The sequence below is a fragment of the Amorphus suaedae genome, assembly GCF_053629675.1.
Genome location: NZ_JBRJIT010000001.1, coordinates 2,510,432 through 2,529,423, shown reverse-complemented (window position 1 = coordinate 2,529,423; position 18,992 = coordinate 2,510,432). Strand labels below are relative to the sequence as shown.

16 protein-coding genes are annotated in these 18,992 nt (G+C 68.8%); 8 read left to right on the top strand and 8 right to left on the bottom strand.

Translation table 11 applies throughout. The annotated features are described in order from the left end of the window. Position 1: 1 nt before the first annotated feature. The 3 genes from AB7M35_RS11325 to AB7M35_RS11315 all read right to left on the bottom strand — a co-directional run bounded on the left by AB7M35_RS11325 (position 2) and on the right by AB7M35_RS11315 (position 4,362). On the bottom strand, positions 2-1,042 hold the full coding sequence (locus AB7M35_RS11325) for a branched-chain amino acid ABC transporter permease (RefSeq protein ID WP_453959818.1): 1,041 nt from the start codon (positions 1,040-1,042) through the stop codon (positions 2-4). A 130-nt stretch (positions 1,043-1,172) separates the two neighbouring features. Continuing rightward, positions 1,173-3,023, bottom strand: coding sequence for a feruloyl-CoA synthase (locus AB7M35_RS11320; RefSeq protein ID WP_453959817.1), 1,851 nt, complete (start codon positions 3,021-3,023; stop codon positions 1,173-1,175). Positions 3,024-3,222: 199 nt separating this feature from the next. Further along, positions 3,223-4,362, bottom strand: a complete 1,140-nt coding sequence (locus AB7M35_RS11315; protein WP_453959814.1) for an ABC transporter substrate-binding protein — start codon at positions 4,360-4,362, stop codon at positions 3,223-3,225. A gap of 208 nt (positions 4,363-4,570) precedes the next feature. Between AB7M35_RS11315 and AB7M35_RS11310 the strand changes: the two genes are divergently transcribed. Both AB7M35_RS11310 and AB7M35_RS11305 read left to right on the top strand, forming a co-directional pair. Beyond that, entirely contained in the window at positions 4,571-5,176 is a 606-nt protein-coding gene (locus AB7M35_RS11310) for a TetR/AcrR family transcriptional regulator (protein WP_453959813.1), read from the top strand. Positions 5,177-5,351: 175 nt separating this feature from the next. Beyond that, a complete protein-coding gene (locus AB7M35_RS11305) occupies positions 5,352-6,596 on the top strand; it encodes an MFS transporter (RefSeq protein ID WP_453959811.1) in 1,245 nt (414 codons plus the stop codon). A gap of 85 nt (positions 6,597-6,681) precedes the next feature. Here AB7M35_RS11305 and fghA read toward each other — a convergent pair whose 3' ends face one another. The 5 genes from fghA to AB7M35_RS11280 form a co-directional block, all read right to left on the bottom strand. Continuing rightward, positions 6,682-7,527 carry an S-formylglutathione hydrolase gene (fghA, locus tag AB7M35_RS11300; protein WP_453959809.1) on the bottom strand — a complete coding sequence of 282 codons (846 nt, stop codon included), beginning with the start codon at positions 7,525-7,527 and terminating at the stop codon, positions 6,682-6,684. A 133-nt stretch (positions 7,528-7,660) separates the two neighbouring features. Then, positions 7,661-8,815: an S-(hydroxymethyl)glutathione dehydrogenase/class III alcohol dehydrogenase gene (locus AB7M35_RS11295; RefSeq protein WP_453959807.1), complete on the bottom strand. Its 1,155-nt coding sequence runs from the start codon at positions 8,813-8,815 to the stop codon at positions 7,661-7,663. 83 nt (positions 8,816-8,898) lie between these two features. Next, positions 8,899-10,605 carry an acyl-CoA dehydrogenase family protein gene (locus tag AB7M35_RS11290; RefSeq protein WP_453959805.1) on the bottom strand — a complete coding sequence of 569 codons (1,707 nt, stop codon included), beginning with the start codon at positions 10,603-10,605 and terminating at the stop codon, positions 8,899-8,901. Positions 10,606-10,618: 13 nt separating this feature from the next. Further along, positions 10,619-11,380, bottom strand: a complete 762-nt coding sequence (locus AB7M35_RS11285) for an SDR family NAD(P)-dependent oxidoreductase (RefSeq protein ID WP_453959802.1) — start codon at positions 11,378-11,380, stop codon at positions 10,619-10,621. After that, complete coding sequence (locus AB7M35_RS11280) at positions 11,377-13,236, bottom strand: feruloyl-CoA synthase (protein WP_453959800.1); 1,860 nt, start codon at positions 13,234-13,236, stop codon at positions 11,377-11,379. The genes AB7M35_RS11285 and AB7M35_RS11280 overlap by 4 nt, the downstream gene beginning before the upstream one ends. A 141-nt stretch (positions 13,237-13,377) precedes the next feature. On the opposite strand from AB7M35_RS11280, the gene AB7M35_RS11275 reads away from it, so the two are divergent. The 6 genes from AB7M35_RS11275 (at position 13,378) to AB7M35_RS11250 (ending at position 18,778) form a co-directional block, all read left to right on the top strand. After that, complete coding sequence (locus AB7M35_RS11275) at positions 13,378-14,181, top strand: crotonase/enoyl-CoA hydratase family protein (RefSeq protein ID WP_453959797.1); 804 nt, start codon at positions 13,378-13,380, stop codon at positions 14,179-14,181. After that, on the top strand, positions 14,178-14,666 hold the full coding sequence (locus AB7M35_RS11270) for a MarR family winged helix-turn-helix transcriptional regulator (protein ID WP_453959794.1): 489 nt from the start codon (positions 14,178-14,180) through the stop codon (positions 14,664-14,666). Before AB7M35_RS11275 ends, AB7M35_RS11270 begins: the two co-directional genes overlap by 4 nt. Continuing rightward, positions 14,666-15,541 (top strand): amidohydrolase family protein, encoded by an 876-nt coding sequence (locus AB7M35_RS11265; protein ID WP_453959792.1) that lies wholly within the window; start codon positions 14,666-14,668, stop codon positions 15,539-15,541. The genes AB7M35_RS11270 and AB7M35_RS11265 overlap by 1 nt, the downstream gene beginning before the upstream one ends. Before the next feature lie 138 nt (positions 15,542-15,679). Further along, positions 15,680-16,801, top strand: coding sequence for a C4-dicarboxylate TRAP transporter substrate-binding protein (locus AB7M35_RS11260; RefSeq protein WP_453959790.1), 1,122 nt, complete (start codon positions 15,680-15,682; stop codon positions 16,799-16,801). 154 nt (positions 16,802-16,955) lie between these two features. After that, positions 16,956-17,477 (top strand): TRAP transporter small permease, encoded by a 522-nt coding sequence (locus AB7M35_RS11255; protein WP_453959787.1) that lies wholly within the window; start codon positions 16,956-16,958, stop codon positions 17,475-17,477. Next, positions 17,474-18,778 carry a TRAP transporter large permease gene (locus AB7M35_RS11250; protein WP_453959784.1) on the top strand — a complete coding sequence of 435 codons (1,305 nt, stop codon included), beginning with the start codon at positions 17,474-17,476 and terminating at the stop codon, positions 18,776-18,778. The genes AB7M35_RS11255 and AB7M35_RS11250 overlap by 4 nt, the downstream gene beginning before the upstream one ends. The last annotated feature ends 214 nt before the right edge of the window (positions 18,779-18,992 follow it).

The window sequence follows — 18,992 nt, the reverse complement described above, 5'->3', positions numbered from 1 at the left end:
CCTACTCCTCTTCCTCGTCGTGCGGCGGCATGAAGAAGGACCGCCACAGCAGGAAGGGAAGGATCGACATGAACACGATGACTTCCTTGAAGGCGCTCGCCCAGAAGGAGGAGAAGGATTCCACGATACCGAGCAGGAAGGCGGCGCCCACGGCGGGCACGTAGGCCGACAGCCCGCCGATGATCGCGGCGACGAAGCCCTTCAGGCCGATCAGGAAGCCGGAGTCGTAGTAGAGCGTCGTCAGCGGCGCGATCAGGATCGCCGACACGATGCCGATGGCCGCCGCCATGGCGAAGGCGATCTTTCCAGACATCTCGGTGGAAATGCCGACGATGCGGGCGCCGCGCTGGTTGATGGCGGAGGCCCTGAGCGCCTTGCCGATGAGCGTTCGGCCGAAGAAAACCGACAAGAGGGTCAGCAGCAGGAAGGTCGCGGCGAGCACGAGAAGGCTCTGGGCCGACACGAACAGCGGCCCGATCTGGAAGTTCGCATCGATCAGCGGCGCCGTGCGGTAGCCCTCGGCGCCGAAGAACACCAGGCCCATGCCGGTGAGGGCGAGATGCGCGCCCACCGAGGCGATCAGCAGCACCAGTACCGAGGCGCGGGCCAGCGGCTGAAAGGCGATCCGGTAGAGGAACGGCCCCATGGGCACGACGAGCAGGATGCTCAGGAGGATGCTGACCAGCGGCCCCAGCTTCAGCGGCGCGAGCACGACGACGGCTCCCGCGATGATGCCCGCCGGCACGATCGTGCGCAGCAGGATGCCTCCGATCCGGCTGAGCCGCAGGTCCCGCCGCGCGGCGAACAGGTCCATGACCATGGCGCCCACCGCCAGCGCCACCAGCATCGCGGCGGAGCCGGGCACCCGGCCCATCTCCAGCGCGGCGAGCGACAGCCCGCCGTAGGTGACGAAGTCGCCCTGGGGAACCAGGATGACCCGGGTGACGGCGAAGACGAGAACCATGGCGACCGCGAGCAGCGCGTAGATCGCGCCGTTGGTGAGGCCGTCCTGGATCAGGAAGAGGGCGATTGTACCGTCCAAGGGAGGATGCCGCTCGGTTTGCTGGAGAGGGGATCAGCCGTCGCGCGGGGCGCAGCGGCGATCGGTGGGCGTGGGTCGGTTCTGGGCCTGACGGTCGGTCATGGTCATGCGGGCCGGTGGAGGGGCGGGGCTACAGCGGAATGTAGCCCTCCGGGTCGTCGCCGTAGAGCGCGGCGACGTCGGAGGCGCGTCGGGCAAGCACGGCGCGCTGGTTGATATAGCCCTTGTCGGTGATTTCGCCGGCGTCCACCACCGGCGGATGATCGAGCATGCGGGCCCGTGTCGCGTAGCGCGAGCTGCCGCCTCCTTCGTCCTTCAGTTTCGCGAGGCCGGCGCGCACGTGGGCGCGCACGGCATCGTGGGCGAGAACCTCGGCCAGCGGCGCGCTCTCGTCGAGGCCGGCAAGGCGACGGCAGGCGGCGACGTTCGGGAAGATCAGCAGTCCGGCGGCGTTGCGGTCATGCCCGGCGACGACGACGTCCTGGGCGATGGGGTCCATCGCCGAGATCGCCCTGATGCGCAGGTCGCCGACGGAGACCCAGGTGCCGGACGACAGCTTGAAGTCCTCGGTGATGCGGCCGTCGAAGAACAGGCCGGCGCCGGCTTGCTCCGGGTCGGCGAACGTCACCGCGTCGCCGGTCAGGTAGAAGTCTTCTTCGTCGAACGCCTTGCGGGTGAGATCGGCCTGCTTCCAGTAGCCGGGGGTGATGTTCGGTCCCCGCACCCGGATCTCCAGCTTGCCGGCGTTGGGAACGAGCTTGATCTCGGTGCCGGGCACCGGAATGCCGATGTTGCCCGAGCGCGACGCCTGGAAATGGCAGTCGGTGGCCATCGGCGCCGTCTCGGTGGTCCCCCAGGATCCGACCATCGGGGTCACCGCGCCGGTGGTCTCCAGCGACAGGGCCTCCAGCGCCTGCCAGACGTTCTGCGGAAGGGCCGCGCCGGCATAGAAGATCAGCTTCACCGTCTCGAAGAACGTCGTGCGCAGGGTGTCGTCCGCGCGCATCGCCTCGGCCAGCATGTCGAAGCCGCGCGGCACGTTGAAGCACAGCGTCGGCCGGACGTCCTTGATGTTGGCGATGGTCACGTCGATGCCGCCGGGGGCCGGCTTGCCGCGATCGATGTAGAGCGAGCCGCCGTTGCGCAGCACCATGTTGAAGTTGTGGTTGGCGCCGAAGGTGTGGCTCCACGGCAGCCAGTCGACGATGACCGGCGGTTGCTGCTCCAGGAACGGCCAGGTCAGCGCCTTGGCCTCTTGGTTGCTGGTCAGCATGCGCTGGGTGGTGATCACCGCCTTGGGCGTTCCCGTCGAGCCGGAGGTGAACAGGAAGCGCGCGATGGTGTCGGGACCGACCGCCACGTTGGCGCGGCCGACGGCGTCCTCGTCGAGTTCTTCCAGCAGCGCGTCGAACGCGACGACGTCGCCGCCGTGACCGGCGCTGGCCGTGACCGTCGCGTCGGTCAGGCCCGACAGGGCCGCGAGGGCGGGGCCGTAGGCGGAGGCGTCGGAGACGTAGATGACGCCCGGCTGCAGCAGCGCCACCATGTCCTTCAGCTTCTGATGGTCCTGGGACATCAGCGAATAGGCGGTGGAGATGGTGGCGACCGGCACGCCGATCTCCATGGCGGCCAGCGCCATGACGGCATGGTCGATGCCGTTCTCGCTCAGGACCGCCACGGGGCGCTCCGGCGACAGGCCCTGGCGCAGCAGGAAGGTCGCGGCGCGCAGCGTGCGGGCGCGCATGTCGCCGTAGCTCACGGTGCGCCAGGGTTCGGCCGGAGTGGCGCGCTCGGCGAGGAAGATGCGGTCGGGATCGCGGGCGGCCCAGCTTTCCAGCCAGACGCCGACGGAGCGGGGCGGCTTGGTGAGCGCAACGGGCGAACGCAGGATCATCGTCCCGTCGGCGCGCCGTTCCACGTCGACGAGCGGCTCGGCGAACAGCGCCGGCTGCGCCTTGAGATCAGCCTGAAGTGCGGTCATGTCCGGGCCCCGGAAGTGATCCGGTTGCCGCGCGGGGGCTTGCTCGACCCCCACTCCGGCAACCGGTTCGTTCAACGCGTAGGTTCAGGGCAGCCCCGGTGCGGGTCGATGCGATCCGGCGAAAAGGTGGGGTTGCCGCGCTCTGGAACTCAGGCCAGGGGATGTCCGCCGGATGATCCCACCCGGCGGACAAGGCTCCCTACTGGGCGAGATACTTCCAGTTTCCGTCCTCGACGATGACCAGAACGCGGCTGCGCTCGTCATGGCCGTAGTGCTGGTCGTCGGTCGTGTTGAACACGCCGTGGACGCCGACCACCTCTTTCAGGTTGGCGAGCCCGTCGCGCAGCGCGGCGCGGAACTCGGGCGTGCCCGGCTTGGCGCCGGTGGCGAGCGCCTGCTCGACCGCGGCGGAGAGGACCTGGCCGGCGTCGAACATGTGGCCGCCGAAGGACGACAGCGAGCCTGCGCCGTTCGCCGCCTCGTATTCCTCGGTGTATGTCACGCCGAGCTTCTTGGAGGGGTGCGAGTCCGGCAGCTGCGCGGCCACGACCACCGGTCCGACCGGCAGGATGGTGCCCTCGGCCGACGGGCCGGCGACGCGCAGGTAGTCCTTACTGGCGGCGCCGTGGGTCTGGTAGATCTGGCCCTTGTAGCCGCGCTCGGCGAAGGTCAGGTTCGGCAGGGCCGCCGGCGTGCCCGACGCCACCACCAGGATCGCGTCCGGGTTGGCGGAAACGAGCTTCAGCACCTGGCCGGTCACGCTGGTGTCGGTGCGGGCGAAGCGCTCCACCGGGCCGAGCTTGATATCGGTGCCTTCCAGCTGGGCCTGCATGGCATTCAGGAACTGCTCGCCGAAGGCGTCGGAGTAGCCCAGGAAGCCGAGCGTTTTGACGCCCTTTTCCTTCATGTTCGCGACCAGGGCGCTTGCCATCTGGGCGTTCGGCTGCGGCATCGGGAAGGCCCAGTGGCCGCCGTCGCCTTCCAGCTTCACCGGCGAAAGCGGGATCACCGGGGTCTTGGTCTCGGCCGCGATGCCGGCGAGCGCCATGGAGGCGGGGGTGGCCGAGGAGCCGATGATCACGTCGGCATCTTCTTCCTCGATGCACTTGCGGACGTTCTTGACCGCGGCCGTCGGATCGGTGGCATCGTCGAAGACGACGTAGTTGACGCTTTCGCCCGACATTTCCTTCGGCAGCAGCGCGACCGTGTTGTTCTCGGGCACGCCGAGCGAAGCGGCCGGCCCGGTGGCGGACACGGTCACGCAGACGTTGATCTCGGCGGATGCCGGGACGGTGAACGCAAGGGCGGCGAGCCCTGCGACTGCAAAGCGAAGATGCATGGTTCTCTCCCAGTGACGGCGATCGGTCCGGCTCGGCCGCTGATCGCGCTTGTCGACGCCGCTCGTCCATCATCGGTGGCCACCGGACTGGTGGACACTTCGGAGAGCGTTTCTCTTCTTGAAGTTTGAACGTCTACAACATGCTGTCCTTTGTCAATACGGTAGCGTATGGTTATTCTCATGCTCGTCTATTGCTCAGGATCTGCCGATGGCGCCGACCCCTGCCAATGACCGCCTTCCCGCCGAAACCGACGGCGTCAACGCCCGGCTGGGCGCCGGCGACTGGGTTGCGACGGGGCTGCGGATCCTCGCCAACGGCAATGTCGACGATGTCCGCGTCGAGGTCATCGCCCGCGAGCTCAACGTGACCAAGGGCAGCTTCTACTGGCACTTCAAGAACCGCCAGGAGCTGCTGGAGCGCATTCTCGACCACTGGACCGAATGGGCGACGGTGCAGATCACCCGCTGGGCGCGCTCGGAGGGGCAGACCGCCCGCGACCGGCTGGTCTGGCTGCTGTCGCTGCCGGCGCGCTCCCGGCCCGACAAGCACGGCGCGGACATCGAACTCGCCATCCGCAACTGGGCGCGTCAGGACGAACTGGCCGCCGAGACGGTCCGGACCGTCGACGCCATGCGCGCCAGCTTCTTCCGCGAACTGCTCTCCGAACTCGATCTCGACGAGGACAAGCGCGCCGAACGGGTGGCCATCGCCCAGTCGTTCATGCTCGGCGAAGCCCTCCTCAAGACGGGCCAGGACCGCGAGGCCCGTCTCGCCAATGCCCGCGCCTGCGCGGATCTGCTGACATCCGCCTGATCGGGGGCGGGCGCGCCTTCCGGCGTCGGCGACGAGACCTGCCGCCGAGGGTTGCGCAAAACGGGTGGCTTGGACGAAATTGCCCATCTTATGTGCATGGCTCCCCCCTGATATGCTTTGAAAATGATCATACGGCGTCCGTTTGCGGACGCCGTCGTCGTTTTGAGGAGCATTCATGGCGACCATCGCGGCCGACCGACCCGCCGAGGAACTCGACTCTTCCTATGCGTGGACGCGGCTCCTCGTCTCTGCCCTGATCACCACGATCGGCGGTGTCGGCTTCTGGTCGGTGGTCGTCGTGTTGCCGACGGTGGAGACCGCGTTCGGCGCCAGCCGCGGCGGTGCCTCGCTTCCCTATCTGGCGCTGATGATCGGCTTTGCGGTCGGCGGAATCGTCATGGGCCGCGTCGCCGACCGCTACGGCGTGGTGTGGACGCTGGCGTTCGGGTCCGTCTCGCTGCTGATCGGCTACACACTGGGCGGTCTCTCCACGAGCCTGTGGCAGTTCACCGCCGTCCACGGCCTGTTCATTGGGGGGATGGGCAGCTCCGCGGTCTACGGGCCGATGATCGCCGACGTGTCGCGCTGGTTCATGCGCCGGCGCGGGATGGCGGTGTCCATCGCCGCGTGCGGGACCTATTTCGCCGGTGCCCTCTGGCCGCAGGTGATCCAGTACTGCGTCGACGGCTGGGGCTGGCGGGCGACCTACGTGGGGATCGGCGTGTTCTGCTTCGCAACGATCCTGCCGCTGTCCATGATGATGCGGCGACAGGCCCCGGAGGCGCCGGCCGTCGCGCCGCGCGCCATGCGCCGGCCCAATGCTTTGCCCACCGACGTCGACCTTCCGCCGCGGGTGCTCCAGGGCATGCTGGTGGTGGCGGGCTTGTCCTGCTGCATCGCCATGGCCATGCCCCAGGTGCACATCGTGGCGCTGTGCACGCAGCTCGGCTACGGCGCCCAGGCGGGCGTGCAGATGCTGTCGCTGATGCTGGCCACGGGCATCGTGAGCCGGCTTGCCTTCGGCGCCGTGGCCGACCGCATCGGGCCGTTGCCGACGCTGATGATCAGCTCGGTCGCCCAGGCGCTGTCGCTGTTCCTGTTCCTGCCGTTCGACGGGCTGGCACCACTCTATCTCGTGTCGGCCCTGTTCGGCCTGGCGCAGGGCGGGCTTGTTCCGACCTACGCCCTCATCATCCGGGCCTTCTTCCCGGCGAAGGAGGCGGCGGCGCGGATCGGCATCGTGCTGTCGGCGACGCTGGCCGGGATGGCGCTGGGCGGCTGGATGTCCGGCGAGATCTTCGACATGTTCCACTCCTACGGCCCCGCTTTCATGAACGGGATCGCCTGGAACCTCGTGAACATGTCGATCGCCGCCTTCCTGCTGGTGCGGCTGGGCAGCGGCAAGCTGGCGCCCGTCTGAGCAAGGACACCGATGTAGGGCCCGGCCGAGGCGGACGGAACCGCCGTCGGGTGGGCGACGTCGGCCTTCCGGCGCGGCGCCGGGCCTACAGTTCGAGCCGCGCCGCGTGCCAGTCGAGGTGATCCTCGATGAAGGTCGAGATGAAGTAGTAGGAGTGGTCGTAGCCCTCTTGCCGCCTGAGCGTCAGCGGAATGCCCGCCTTCGCGCACGCCGCCTCGAGGAGCTCGGGCTTCAGCTGGGTCTCCAGGAAGCCGTCGGCCAGGCCCTGGTCGACCAGGATGTCGCCGACACGGTGCCCGTCTTCGATCAGCGCGCAGGCGTCGTAGCGGCGCCAGAGGTCGCGGTCGTCGCCGAGATAGCCGGGCAGCGCCTTGTCGCCCCAGGGACAGTTCAGCGGCGAGACGATCGGCGCGAACGCCGAGACGGCCTTGAACCGGGCCGGATTGCGCAGCGCGATCGTCAGCGCGCCGTGGCCGCCCATGGAGTGGCCCATGATCCCCTGGCGCGACAGGTCGACGGGCAGCGCTTCGCCGATCGCCTTCGGCAGCTCGGTCTCGAGGTAGCTCGCCATCCGATAGTTCTTAGCGAACGGCTCCACGGTCGCGTCGACGTAGAAGCCCGCGCCGAGGCCGAAGTCGTAGGCCCCCTCCGGATCGTCGGGAACGCCTTCGCCGCGCGGGCTGGTGTCGGGCGCGACCAGGGCGATGCCGTACTTCGAGGCCACCCGCTGGGCGCCGGCCTTGGTGGTGAAGTTCTCCTCGGTGCAGGTGAGGCCGGCCAGGAACCACACCACCGGCACCGGTCCCACCTCTGCCGCCGGCGGCAGGTAGACGGCGAACCGCATGTCGGTGCCGGTTTCAGACGACGCGTGCTTGCAGACGAGCTGCGTGCCCCCGAAGGCGCGGGCGCTGGAAAGCGTCTCGATAGTCATGGCATCGTCCTCATGGTGTCCGGGCATCCGCGCGCGCCGTTGGCAGGCCGCCCGCGAAGCCGGCGCGCGACCGCGCGACGCCCGGTCAGGGCGCCCCCGCGGAGCGGTGAGCGAAGCGAACGCGCGCGAGCGACTAATACTGAATCACCGACCGGATCGACTTGCCCTCGTGCATCAGCTCGAAGGCGGTGTTGATCTGCTCGAGCGGCATGGTGTGGGTGATCAGGTCGTCGATGTTGATCTTCCCCTCCATGTACCAGTCGACGATCTTCGGAACGTCGGTCCGGCCGCGCGCGCCGCCGAAGGCGGTGCCCTTCCAGACACGTCCGGTGACCAGCTGGAACGGCCGGGTGGAGATTTCCTTGCCGGCTTCGGCAACGCCGATGATGATCGACTCACCCCAGCCGCGGTGGCAGCATTCCAGCGCCTGGCGCATGACATGCGTGTTGCCGGTCGCGTCGAAGGAGAAGTCGGCGCCGCCGCCGGTCAGGTCGACGATCGCCTGGACCACCTTGTCGCGGCCCACCTCGTCCGGATTGATGAAGTCGGTCATGCCGAACTTCTCGGCCATCTCGCGCTTGCCGGGGTTGATGTCGACGCCGATGATCTTGTCGGCACCCACCATCCGGGCGCCCTGGATCACGTTCAGGCCGATGCCGCCGAGGCCGAACACCACGACATTGGCGCCGGGCCAGACCTTGGCGGTGTAGATCACCGCGCCGATGCCGGTGGTCACGCCGCAGCCGATGTAGCAGATCTTGTCGAAGGGCGCGTCCTCGCGGACCTTCGCCACCGCGATCTCCGGCATCACCGTGAAGTTCGAGAACGTCGAGCAGCCCATGTAGTGGAACAGCTGCTTGCCGCCCATGGAGAACCGGCTGGTGCCGTCCGGCATCAGGCCCTGGCCCTGGGTCGAGCGGATTGAGGTGCACAGGTTGGAGCGCTGCGACAGGCAGGTTTTGCACTCCCGGCACTCGGGCGTGTAGAGCGGGATCACGTGGTCGCCCGGCTTCACGCTGGTCACGCCTTCGCCGACCTCGCGCACGATGCCAGCGCCCTCGTGGCCGAGGATGGACGGGAACAGGCCCTCCGAATCCGCGCCGGAGAGGGTGTAGGCGTCGGTGTGGCAGACGCCCGTGGCCATGATCTCGACCAGGACCTCGCCGGCCTTCGGGCCATCCAGCTCCACGGTCTCGATGGCGAGCGGCTCACCGGCCTTCCAAGCGATTGCTGCCTTCGTCTGCACGTGCGTCTCCCTCTCGTTCCGGTCGGATCCGCCCGAACGCATGGGTCCAGGGCGGATCGATTTGGCTGGCGACTTTGTCATGCGGGGGCCCCCGCATGTCAATCGACGGACCGGTCCGGGCGCCTTCAGGCCTCGTCGACGAGCGCCCGGGGCAACCTGGCCTCGTGGCTCGCGGCGGCGATCTCGGCCTCCAGCCCGTAGAGGCGGAAGCGGGCAAGCGGCGGCAGCGCGGCGAGCGCGGGATCGGTCGATCCGGCGACGATGAGGCGCGCCGCCATCCAGGCGGACACCGCGCACCAACCGGCCTTCAGGTAGGCCAGCGCGCCGGCCTCGGCCTGGCGGGCGTCGTCCTGCAGGCCCATCATGTCCGCCGACAGCCGCTCGAATCCCGCCACGACCCGTTCGACCGCGGTCGCAGCGTCCGCGTCGACGGCGCGGCAGGCCGCGATCTCGGCCTCGGCGCGCGCCAGGAACACGGCGAGCCCGCGACCCTTGTCCCGCCACAGCCGGCGCATCAGGAAGTCGATCGCCTGGATGCCCGAGGTCCCCTCGTAGATCGCCAGCACGCGAGTGTCGCGCAGCGCCTGCTCCACCGGCCATTCGGTCGTGTAGCCGGCGCCGCCCAGCACCTGGATGGCGGCGCTCGCAAGGTCGAACCCGCTCTCCGCGCCGAAGGTCTTGGCCATCGGCAGGGCCCACGCGACGAACGCCGCCGCATCGGCGCGCGCGCCCGCGTCGGTCTCCCGCCGGGCGAGATCCATGGACGCACCGAGCTCGAGGATCGCGGCGCGCAGGATCTCGGTGCGCGCGTCCATGGCGAGCAACTGGCGGCGGACATCGGCGTGCTCGACGATGGCGACTGGCTTGCCCTCCGCCGGCCCGCCCTGGCGGCGCTCCTTGGCATAGGCGAAGGCGACGTCGGTGACCCGGACCGCGACGCCCAGCCCCTGGCAGGCGGTCAGCAGCCGCATCTGCTCGATCATGGCGAACAGCTGCGGCAGCCCGCGCCCGGCCTCGCCGAGCAGGATGCCGCGGGCATCGTCGAAGCCGACGGCGCAGGTCGGCGAGCCATGCAGGCCCAGCTTCTCCTCGATGCGCGAGACGGTCACGCCGTTGGCGTCGCCGTCGTCGTCCACGTTCGGGACCAGGAACAGGCTCAGGCCGCGGGTGCCGGCGCCCTCGCCGGTGCGGGCCAGGAGGCAGTGGCCGATCCGGTCGGTCACGTCGTGGTCGCCGAACGAGATCCAGATCTTCTGCCCGGTGATCCGCCAGACGCCGTCGGTCTCCTGGGCGCGGGTACGGATGCGGCCCACATCGGAGCCCGCGTCGGGTTCGGAAATGCAGATCGTGGCACCCCATTCGCCGCTGACGAGGCGGGGGATCCAGGTCTCGGCGACGTCCGCGTCGGCGACCGCCCCGAGCAGGTGCGCGGCGGCACGGCTTGCGCCGGCCAGCATCATGAACGCGGGGCAGGCGCCTTCGAAGAACGGGCCGCAGGCGGCCTGCAGGGCGATCGGCAGCCCCTGTCCGCCATGCGCCTCGTCGATCTCCAGGCCGAGCATGCCGGCCTCGCCGATGGCCCGGTAGGCAGCGCGGTAGCCCTCCGGCGTGGTCACCCGGCCGGCTTCGATCCGGCAGCCGGTCCGGTCGGCCGGGCGGTTCAGCGGCGCGACCACGCTGTCGGCGATCTTGGCGGCTTCCGCCACGAGCGCCGCGACCGTCTCGGCATCCGGAATGTCGGCGATTGCGCCGAGGCGCTGCCAGCCCGGCGTCGCGGCGAGCAGCCCGGCAACCCGGGCGGGATGGTCGCGGGGATCGGTGTAGACGCTCATGTCGTTAGCCGGCTCACTTTGGCGGGAGGCGGATCGCGCCGTCGAGGCGGATAACCTCGGCGTTGAGGTAGGCGTTCTCGACCGCGAAAAGCACCGCGTCGGCGAACTCCGATGGCTCGCCCAGCCGGTTCGGGAACGGGATGCCCTCGGCCAGTCGGCCGCGCGCCTCCTCGGGGATGTTGTAGAGGAGCGGCGTGAAGAAGATGCCCGGCGCGATGGTGTTGACCCGCACGCCGATGCGCGCGAACTCGCGGGCGGCCGGCAGCGCCAGCGAGACGATGCCGCCCTTGGACGCCGCATAGGCCGACTGGCCGATCTGGCCGTCGGTGGCGGCAACCGACGCGGTGTTGACGATGGCGCCGCGGCTGCCGTCCTCGAGCGGCTCCAGCTCGGCCATCCGGGCGGCCGCCAGCCGCATCATGTTGAAGGTGCCGATCAGGTTGATCTGGATGACCTGGGCGAAGTCCTCCAGCGGCATCGGCCCGTCGCGTCCGAGGATGCGACCGGCGACGCCGACGCCGGCGCAGTTGACGAGAATGCGCGCACCGCCGTGCGCGGCCGCCGCCTCGTCGAGCGCCTCGCCCGCGCGCACCGGGTCGGTGACGTCGCACGTGACCGCGATGCCGCCGATGTCGTCGGCCACGCGCTGCGCACCGTCGCGCGCGCGGTCGAGCACCGCCACGCGCGCACCGCGCGCGGCCAGCGCGCGCGCCGTCGCCTCGCCGAGACCCGACCCGCCACCCGTCACGATTGCCGCGTTTCCTGCGATCTTCACGCCGTCGGTTCCTTTTTCTGCGCGCGGATCACGCGCGGATCGCTGTCGGAATAAAGCGCGGCCACAAGGTCGCCGCGATGACGCAGGACCGCGCGCTGGTTGATGGACCCCTTGTCGGTGATCTCGCCGCGATCGAGGGAGGGCTCCTCGGTCATCAGGAGCGCGCGCATCACCCGGGTCGCCGATCCGGTCGCCTGAGCCGCATGGGCGCCGAGCCGCTCGGCGATGCGGGCGCGGACGGTGTCGTGGGCGAGGACCTCGGCATCGGAAAGGTCGTCGCCGCCGGCGACGAGGCCGCGCAGCTTCGGCATGAACGGCAGCAGCAGGGCTCCGAGCTCGCGCTGGTCCTCGCCGGCGATCACGGCGTCGCGGACCAGTCCGTCGAGGTCGTTGACGAGTTTTGCCCGTAGCGCGCCGACGGCCACCCAGGTGCCGGTCTCCAGCTTGAAGTTCTCCGCCAGCCGGCCGTCGAAGAAGAAGCCCTTCTCCGGATTGTCGGGCTCGGCGAACCGCAGCGCGTCGCCGAGCTTGTAGAAGCCTTCCTCGTCGAACGCCTCCGCCGTGTGTTCGGGATCGCGCCAGTAGCCGGGGGTGATGTTCGGGCCCTTCAGCCGCGCCTCCAGCTTGTCCTGGTCGGGGACGAGCTTGAGGATCACGCCCTGGGCCGGGATGCCGACGTTGCCGGCGCGCTCCTGCTCCTCGGAGCACTTCAGCGCGAACGGGCCGGTCTCCGTCGCCCCGAGGCCGGTGGCCAGCAGCACCCGGTGGCCGATGGTCTCCACCGCGAGCTGCTGCAGCCGGTCCCAGGTGTGCTGGGCCATGCCGGCGCCGGCGTACATCATCAGCTTGAGGTTGGCGAAGAAGTTGGTCCTGAGCGCGTCGTCGCGCTCCATGGCGTCGACCAGCATCTCGTAGCCGGCCGGCACGTTGAAGTACCAGGTGGGCGAGATCTCGCGCAGGTTGCGGATGGTCTCGCCGATCATCTTCGGGCTCGGCTTGCCCCCGTCGATGTAGTAGGTGCCGCCGTTGTAGATGGTCAGGTTGAAGACCTTGTTGCCGGCGGCCGTATGGTTCCACGGCGCCCAGTCGACCACCACGGGGGGCTCGTCGCGCATGTAGGCGTAGCAGTCGGCGACCATCTCCTGGTTGGAGGTTAGCATCCGCTGGGTCTGGATGACCGCCTTCGGCGATCCGGTGGTGCCGGAGGTGAACAGGAACTTGGCGATGGTGTCGGGTCCGACCGCGTCGAAGGCCCGGTCCACGTCCGCCGTCGGTTCGGTGGCGAGGATGTCGTCAAGCAGCAGGCAGGTCCGGCCGGCAATCGGATTGCGGGACACCGCCACCGGCACCGACGGATCGACGGTCGCCGCGATGGCGCGCTCGAACCGCAGCCCATCCGCGACGAAGATCAGCCCCGGCGTCATCCGCTCGACGATCTCGCGCAGCTTGCCGTGGTCGGTGGAGACCAGCGAGTAGGCGCTGGAGATCGCCGCCGACGCGATGCCGACGTGCTGGGCACCGAGCGCCATCAGCGCGTGGTCGATGCTGTTTTCCGACAGGATCAGCACCGGCCGCTCCACCGACAGCCCGAGGTCGAGGAGTTTCTGGCCAATGGCGCGGACGCGGGCCAGGCACTCGGCGTAGGACACCCGTATCCAGGCGCCGTCCTCGCCGCGCTCCGCCATCCAGGTGCGGTCCGGATCGGTCTCGGCCCAGTGGACCAGCCGCTCGTTCATCTTCTCCGGATGCGGCCCCAGGGAATCGGTGCGCCAGACGAGGATCGATCCATCGTCGCGCTTCGTCCATTCGATCTGTGGGGACCACAGCTTGACGTCCCGCAGCCCGGGATTCGCCATCGTCTCCTCCATCATTTTTCGGCGTCGTGTTTTGCGGCGATACTTGACTGGAACGCCATAGATTGTCTACTAGGAAACAAAAATTTTGCAGATTATCCATGCACCCTAGATGGCGCGGGATATCGGGAGGAACACGTCGCAATGCAGGACCCACACGCGGCACGCCCGGCCGACGCAGATCTCGTGACCTATGAGGTCCGGGGCGACGTGGCTCTTCTCGGGCTCAACCGGCCGGACAAGCGCAACGCGATCAGCGACCGCTTCATCGAGGCGATCGCGGTGGCCATCACCCGTGCGGAAGCCGATGCCAAGGCCGCGGTCATCTATGGCCATGGCGACCATTTCTGCGCCGGCCTGGATCTGGCGGAGCACGTCAAGAAAACTCCCATCGAGGGCGTGCGCGGATCGCGCCGCTGGCACGCCGTGTTCGCGCAGATGGAGCATGGCGCCATTCCGTGGATCTCCGCGCTGCACGGTGCCGTCGTCGGCGGCGGTCTCGAGCTGGCGGCCTCGACGCACATCCGGGTTGCCGACCAGAGCGCCTTCTTCGCCCTGCCGGAAGGCCAGCGTGGCATATTCGTCGGCGGCGGCGGTTCGGTCCGTGTCGCCCGGCTGACGGGTGCGGCCCGCATGGCCGACATGATGCTGACCGGTCGCGTCGTGTCCGCCGCCGAGGCGGAGCGCTGGAATCTGGCGAGCTACGTCGTGGAGAAGGGCGGGGCGCTGGACAAGGCGATCGAGCTGGCGACCAAGGCCGCCTCCAACGCCGAGCTGTCCAACTACGCCGTCATCCACGCGCTGCCGCGCATCCAGGACATGGCGAAGGAGGATGGCCTGTTCGTCGAATCCTTCATCTCCGCCTTCACCGCCACCAGCCCGGAGGCGGAAGAGCGCCTGCAGGCCTTCCTCGAGAAGCGGGCCAAGCGGCTCGACGTGCCCAAATGAGCGAGGCGATGGACGCCACGATGGAGCGGGCGAGCGGGGGGGATGACGTCCAGCTCGGCGATCTCCGCTCGTCCCTCGGCTTCCTCGTGCGCCTGGCCCAGCTGAAGAGCTACGAGCGGTTCTTCGCCGAGCTGTCCGAACACGGAATGCGGCCGGGCGAATTCTCGGTGCTCGCGGTCATCGGCCTCAATCCGGGCATCCGCCAGGGCGTGCTGGCCTCGAAGCTGATGATCAAGCGGGCGCACATCACCAAGCTGGTGCGCGGCTTCGAGGATCGCGGCCTCGTCTCGCGGCGGACCCCCGACGAGGACCGGCGGGGGATGGAGCTGACGCTGACACCGGAGGGGCAGGCCTTCGTCGCGGCGCGCGCGCCGCTGTTCCACGACTTCGAAGCGCGCGTGCCGGAAGGCCTGACGGCCGGCGAGCGCGACGAACTGGTCGTCCTTCTGCAGAAATTCCTCGGACTGGCGGAGCGCGCGGCATGATGAACGTCGACGATCTGATCGCCATCGACATCCACACGCACGCGGAGGAACCCTGCTGCGGGCCGCGCGACGACGGCTACGACGAGTTTCAGGCCGGCATGGCCAAGTACTTCAAGAACCCGGCGGGCGTCGACGGCATGTTGCCGACCGTTCAGCAGACCGCCGCCCACTACCGGGAGCGCAACATCGGCTGCGTGATCTTTCCGGTCGACAGCGAGCGCGAGACCGGCTTCCGGCGCTACTCCAACGAGGAGGTGGCGACGATCGCGGCCGAGAACGCCGACATCATGATCCCGTTCGCCTCCATCGATCCGGCGAAGGGCCGGGCGGGTGCCCGCGAGGCCCGGCGGCTGGTGCGCGAGTTCGGCGTGCGTGGCTTCAAGTTCCACCCGACCCAGCAGGGCTTCTTCCCCAACGACCGGGCGGCCTATCCGCTCTACGAGGCGATGGAGGAGGAGGGCGCGATCACGCTGTTCCACACCGGACAGACCGGGGTGGGCGCGGGGATGCGCGGCGGAATGGGGATGCGGCTGAAATACTCCAACCCCATGCATCTGGACGACGTCGCGGTCGACTTCCCGGACCTGAAGATCATCCTGGCCCACCCGTCCTTCCCCTGGCAGGAAGAGGCGCTGTCGGTGGCGACCCACAAGCCCAACGTCTACATCGACCTGTCGGGATGGTCGCCGAAGTACTTCCCGCCGATCCTGGTGCAGTACGCAAACTCGCTGCTCAAGCACAAGATGCTGTTCGGCTCCGACTGGCCGGCGATCACGCCGGACCGGTGGCTCGCCGACTTCGAAAAGATCGCCATCAAGGACGAGGTGCGCCCGCTGATCCTCAAGGAGAACGCGCGGAAGCTCCTGTCGATCTGACGTTCAACAAGAAGAGCGGCGCTTCGGCAGCAATGCCCTGGACAGCCGCCCGGTTCTGATTTCAGGCGACCACCCCTTGCGTACGGGACGGAGATCCCGGTGGGGGCGGTCAGTGACGAAGCCCAGGGAGGACTATCCATGAAGACGTTCGTTGTCGCGGCTGCGGCCGCAGCCTGCCTCATCGCGGCCAGCACGGCCGGCGAGGCGCGCGAACTGCGCATCGCGCCCGGCGCACCGCCGGCGCATCCGTCCAACAGCCACCTTTACCAGAAGCTCCAGCAGTACCTGCCCGAGGAGTCAAACGGCGCGCTGACCGCCGTCGTCCTCGGTCCGGAAGTGGCCAACCTCGGCCAGATGAAGGACGCGCTGCAGAGCCAGCTCGTGGAGGTCGGCAACCTGCTGCCGCTCTACTTCCCGGCCGACCTGCCGAACATGTCGCTGGCCGGCGAGCTGGCGCTTTCCGGCCGCTCGCCCCAGGCGATGGCCGCGGCGATGACCGAGTACATGGTCACCTGCGACACCTGCCAGGACGAGCTCAAGTCGTTCGGCATGGTCTATCTCGGCTCGGGGTCGTCCGACGTCTACACGATCCTCACCAAGAAGCCGGTGAAGACCGCCGACGACCTGAAGGGCCTGCGGCTTCGCAGCGGCGGCGCGCCGTTCTCGCGCTGGGCGGAGAATTTCGGCGCGGTTCCGGTCAGCGTGCCGGTCACCGACACGTTCGAGTCGCTCTCCCAGGGCACGATCGACGGCACGATCGCCTCGGTGGCCGACCTGCTGTCGTTCCGGCTGATCGACCTGGTCAGCAACGTCGCCGTCATGCAGATCGGCACCTACCACGCCACCTCCGACTTCACCGTCGGCGAAGCGGCGTGGCAGAGCCTGAGCGTGGAAGAGCGCCAGGCGCTCGCCCGCGCGGCCAACCGCGCCAACGTCGACTTCACCCAGCGCTGGGGCGCGGAGATGCCGAAGGAGGCGATCGACGCGGCGAAGAAGGCGAACATCGCGTTCGTCGAGCCGGACCAGGCGCTCATCGACGCATCCAATGCCTTCGGCGAGGCGGACGTGCAGAACGCCATCGACCGCTCGCGCGACCAGTTCGGCCTGAAGGACGCCGATGCGCGGGTGCACCGCTTCCTCGAGCTGGTCGACAAGTGGACCAAGATCGTCGACGAGGCCGGCAACGATCCGGCCAAGATCGCCGAGGCGACCCAGACGGAGATCTGGGACAAGGTCGACTTCTCCAAGTACGGCAGCTGACGCTGACGGCCGGCGCGGCAGGGTCCGCGCCGGCCACGTTGCCCGATGGATGGATGCCGGACCAAGGCGGGTCGCTCAGCCTCCTTCTGCTGATCGCTCGACGCTCCAGACCCGCCCGCCTCACGCCCCCGACGCAGGCCCAAGGATTGCCGTCATGAAGGCGCTTGCCGACCTGACCAACCGCGCGATGAACGTCACCGCCGTGCTCGCGTCGCTCGGTGCGCTGGTGATGATGGTGCACATCTGCGCCGAGGTCGTTTCCCGCAACCTGTTCGGCACCCCGATCCCGGCGACCGTCGAGATCGTGTCCCAGTACTACATGGTGCTGCTGGCCTTCCTGCCGATCGCCTGGCTGGAGCGTCGCGGCGGCATGGTCAGCGTCGAGGCGATCGACTTCCTGCTGTCGCCGGCCGCGCGGCGGTGGTCGGACGTCTCCGTCTCGCTGGTCTCCGCCGCGGTCTATGCGGGCCTTGCCTACACCACCTGGCTGGTGGCGCTGAAGAACTACGCGACCGGCACGTTCGTGACCGCGCTGGAGGTCGCGCTGCCCACCTGGCCGACCTATTTCCTGCCGCCGCTCGGGTTCGCGCTGGCGGTTCTGGTGACACTGTTCCGCGCCGTCGCGCTGGCCACCGGCGTGGACGACGCGCGGATGCAGGAGACCGTCCGGACATGAGCATCGAGATCGGGTTCTACGGCATCGGCGCGCTGATCCTGCTTCTCCTGCTCCGGCTGCCGGTCGCGCTGGCGCTGATCCTCGTCTCGTTCGGCGGCATGGCGGCGATGCTGGGCTGGAGCCCGGCGTTCGGCATCCTCTCCTCCACGCCCTATTCGTTCGTCGCCAGCTGGACGCTCTCCGCGGTGCCGATGTTCCTGCTGATGGGGTTCGTCGCCTTCCATGCCGGCCTGACGACGGGCCTGTTCGAGGCGGCGAAGGCGGTGCTCAGGAAGATCCCCGGCGCGCTGGCGATCTCGTCGATCTTCGCCTGCTCCGGCTTCGCGGCGGTGTGCGGCTCCAGCCTCGCCTGCGCCGCCGCCATGGGCCGCATCGCGATCCCGGAAATGGTGCGGGCCGGCTACAAGCCGAGCTTCGCCTGCGGCTCGATCGCCGCCGGCGGCACCATCGGCGCGCTGATCCCGCCGTCGATCCTGATGATCGTCTACGGCGTGTTCGCCGAGACCTCGATCACCAAGGTGTTCGTGGGCGGCATCACCATGGGACTGATGACGGCGGTGGCCTACTCCATCGTGGTGCTGCTTTTGTGCTGGCTGCGCCCCGACATCGTGCCGCGCCGCCCGGTCGATCCGGACGGGCTCCGGGCGAGGGACGCGCTGTTGCGGATCTGGCCGGTGCTGGTGCTGATCGCGCTGGTCTTCGGCGGCATGTTCTCCGGCATCTTCACCGCCACCGAGGCGGGCGCCGTTGGCGCGTTCGGCGCGATCGTCATCTCGGCCGCCACCGGAAAGCTCGGCTGGGGCGCCCTGAAGGCGGCGCTGATCGAGACGCTGACCACCGCGGCGTCGCTGTTCGTCATCGCCTTCGGGGCGGCGATGTTCACCCGCTTCCTCGGCGTCAGCGGGCTGTCGGGCTTCATCTCCCAGGCCGTCGGCAGCGCCGACATCGGCTACGTGCAGCTGATGATCATCGTGGTGCTGATCTACCTCGCGCTCGGCATGTTCATGGAGCCGTTCGGCGCGCTGCTGGTGACGCTGCCGGTGCTGCTGCCGGTGTTCGAGGCGCAGCACATCGACCTGATCTGGTTCGGCGTGCTGGTGGTGAAGCTGCTGGAGATCGGCATGATCACGCCGCCGGTCGGGCTCAACGTGTTCGTCATCCGCAACGTCGCCTCCGAGTACGCCAGCGTGGTGGAGATCTTCCGCGGCGTCGTTCCATTCCTGGTGGTGGACGTGGTGGTCGTGGCGATCGTCATCGCCTGGCCGGGGCTGGTGCTGTTCTTCCCGAGCCTGATGCAATAGGCGGGCCGGGGCGCCGCTGACCCGGCGCTCGCGCACGGGGCTGTGGAGAGAGGCCGTCGGTCGACAACATCCGCTATGACGCAGGCGAGAATCACTTTAAGGTTGTGATCACGGTCTCCCCAATCGGTCTGCGGCGCTTTCCCTCACCTGCGCCGGTGACCGACCTTGGCGGGATGCTCCTCCTCCCGCCACGCCCGCCCGGACCATCCCCCTT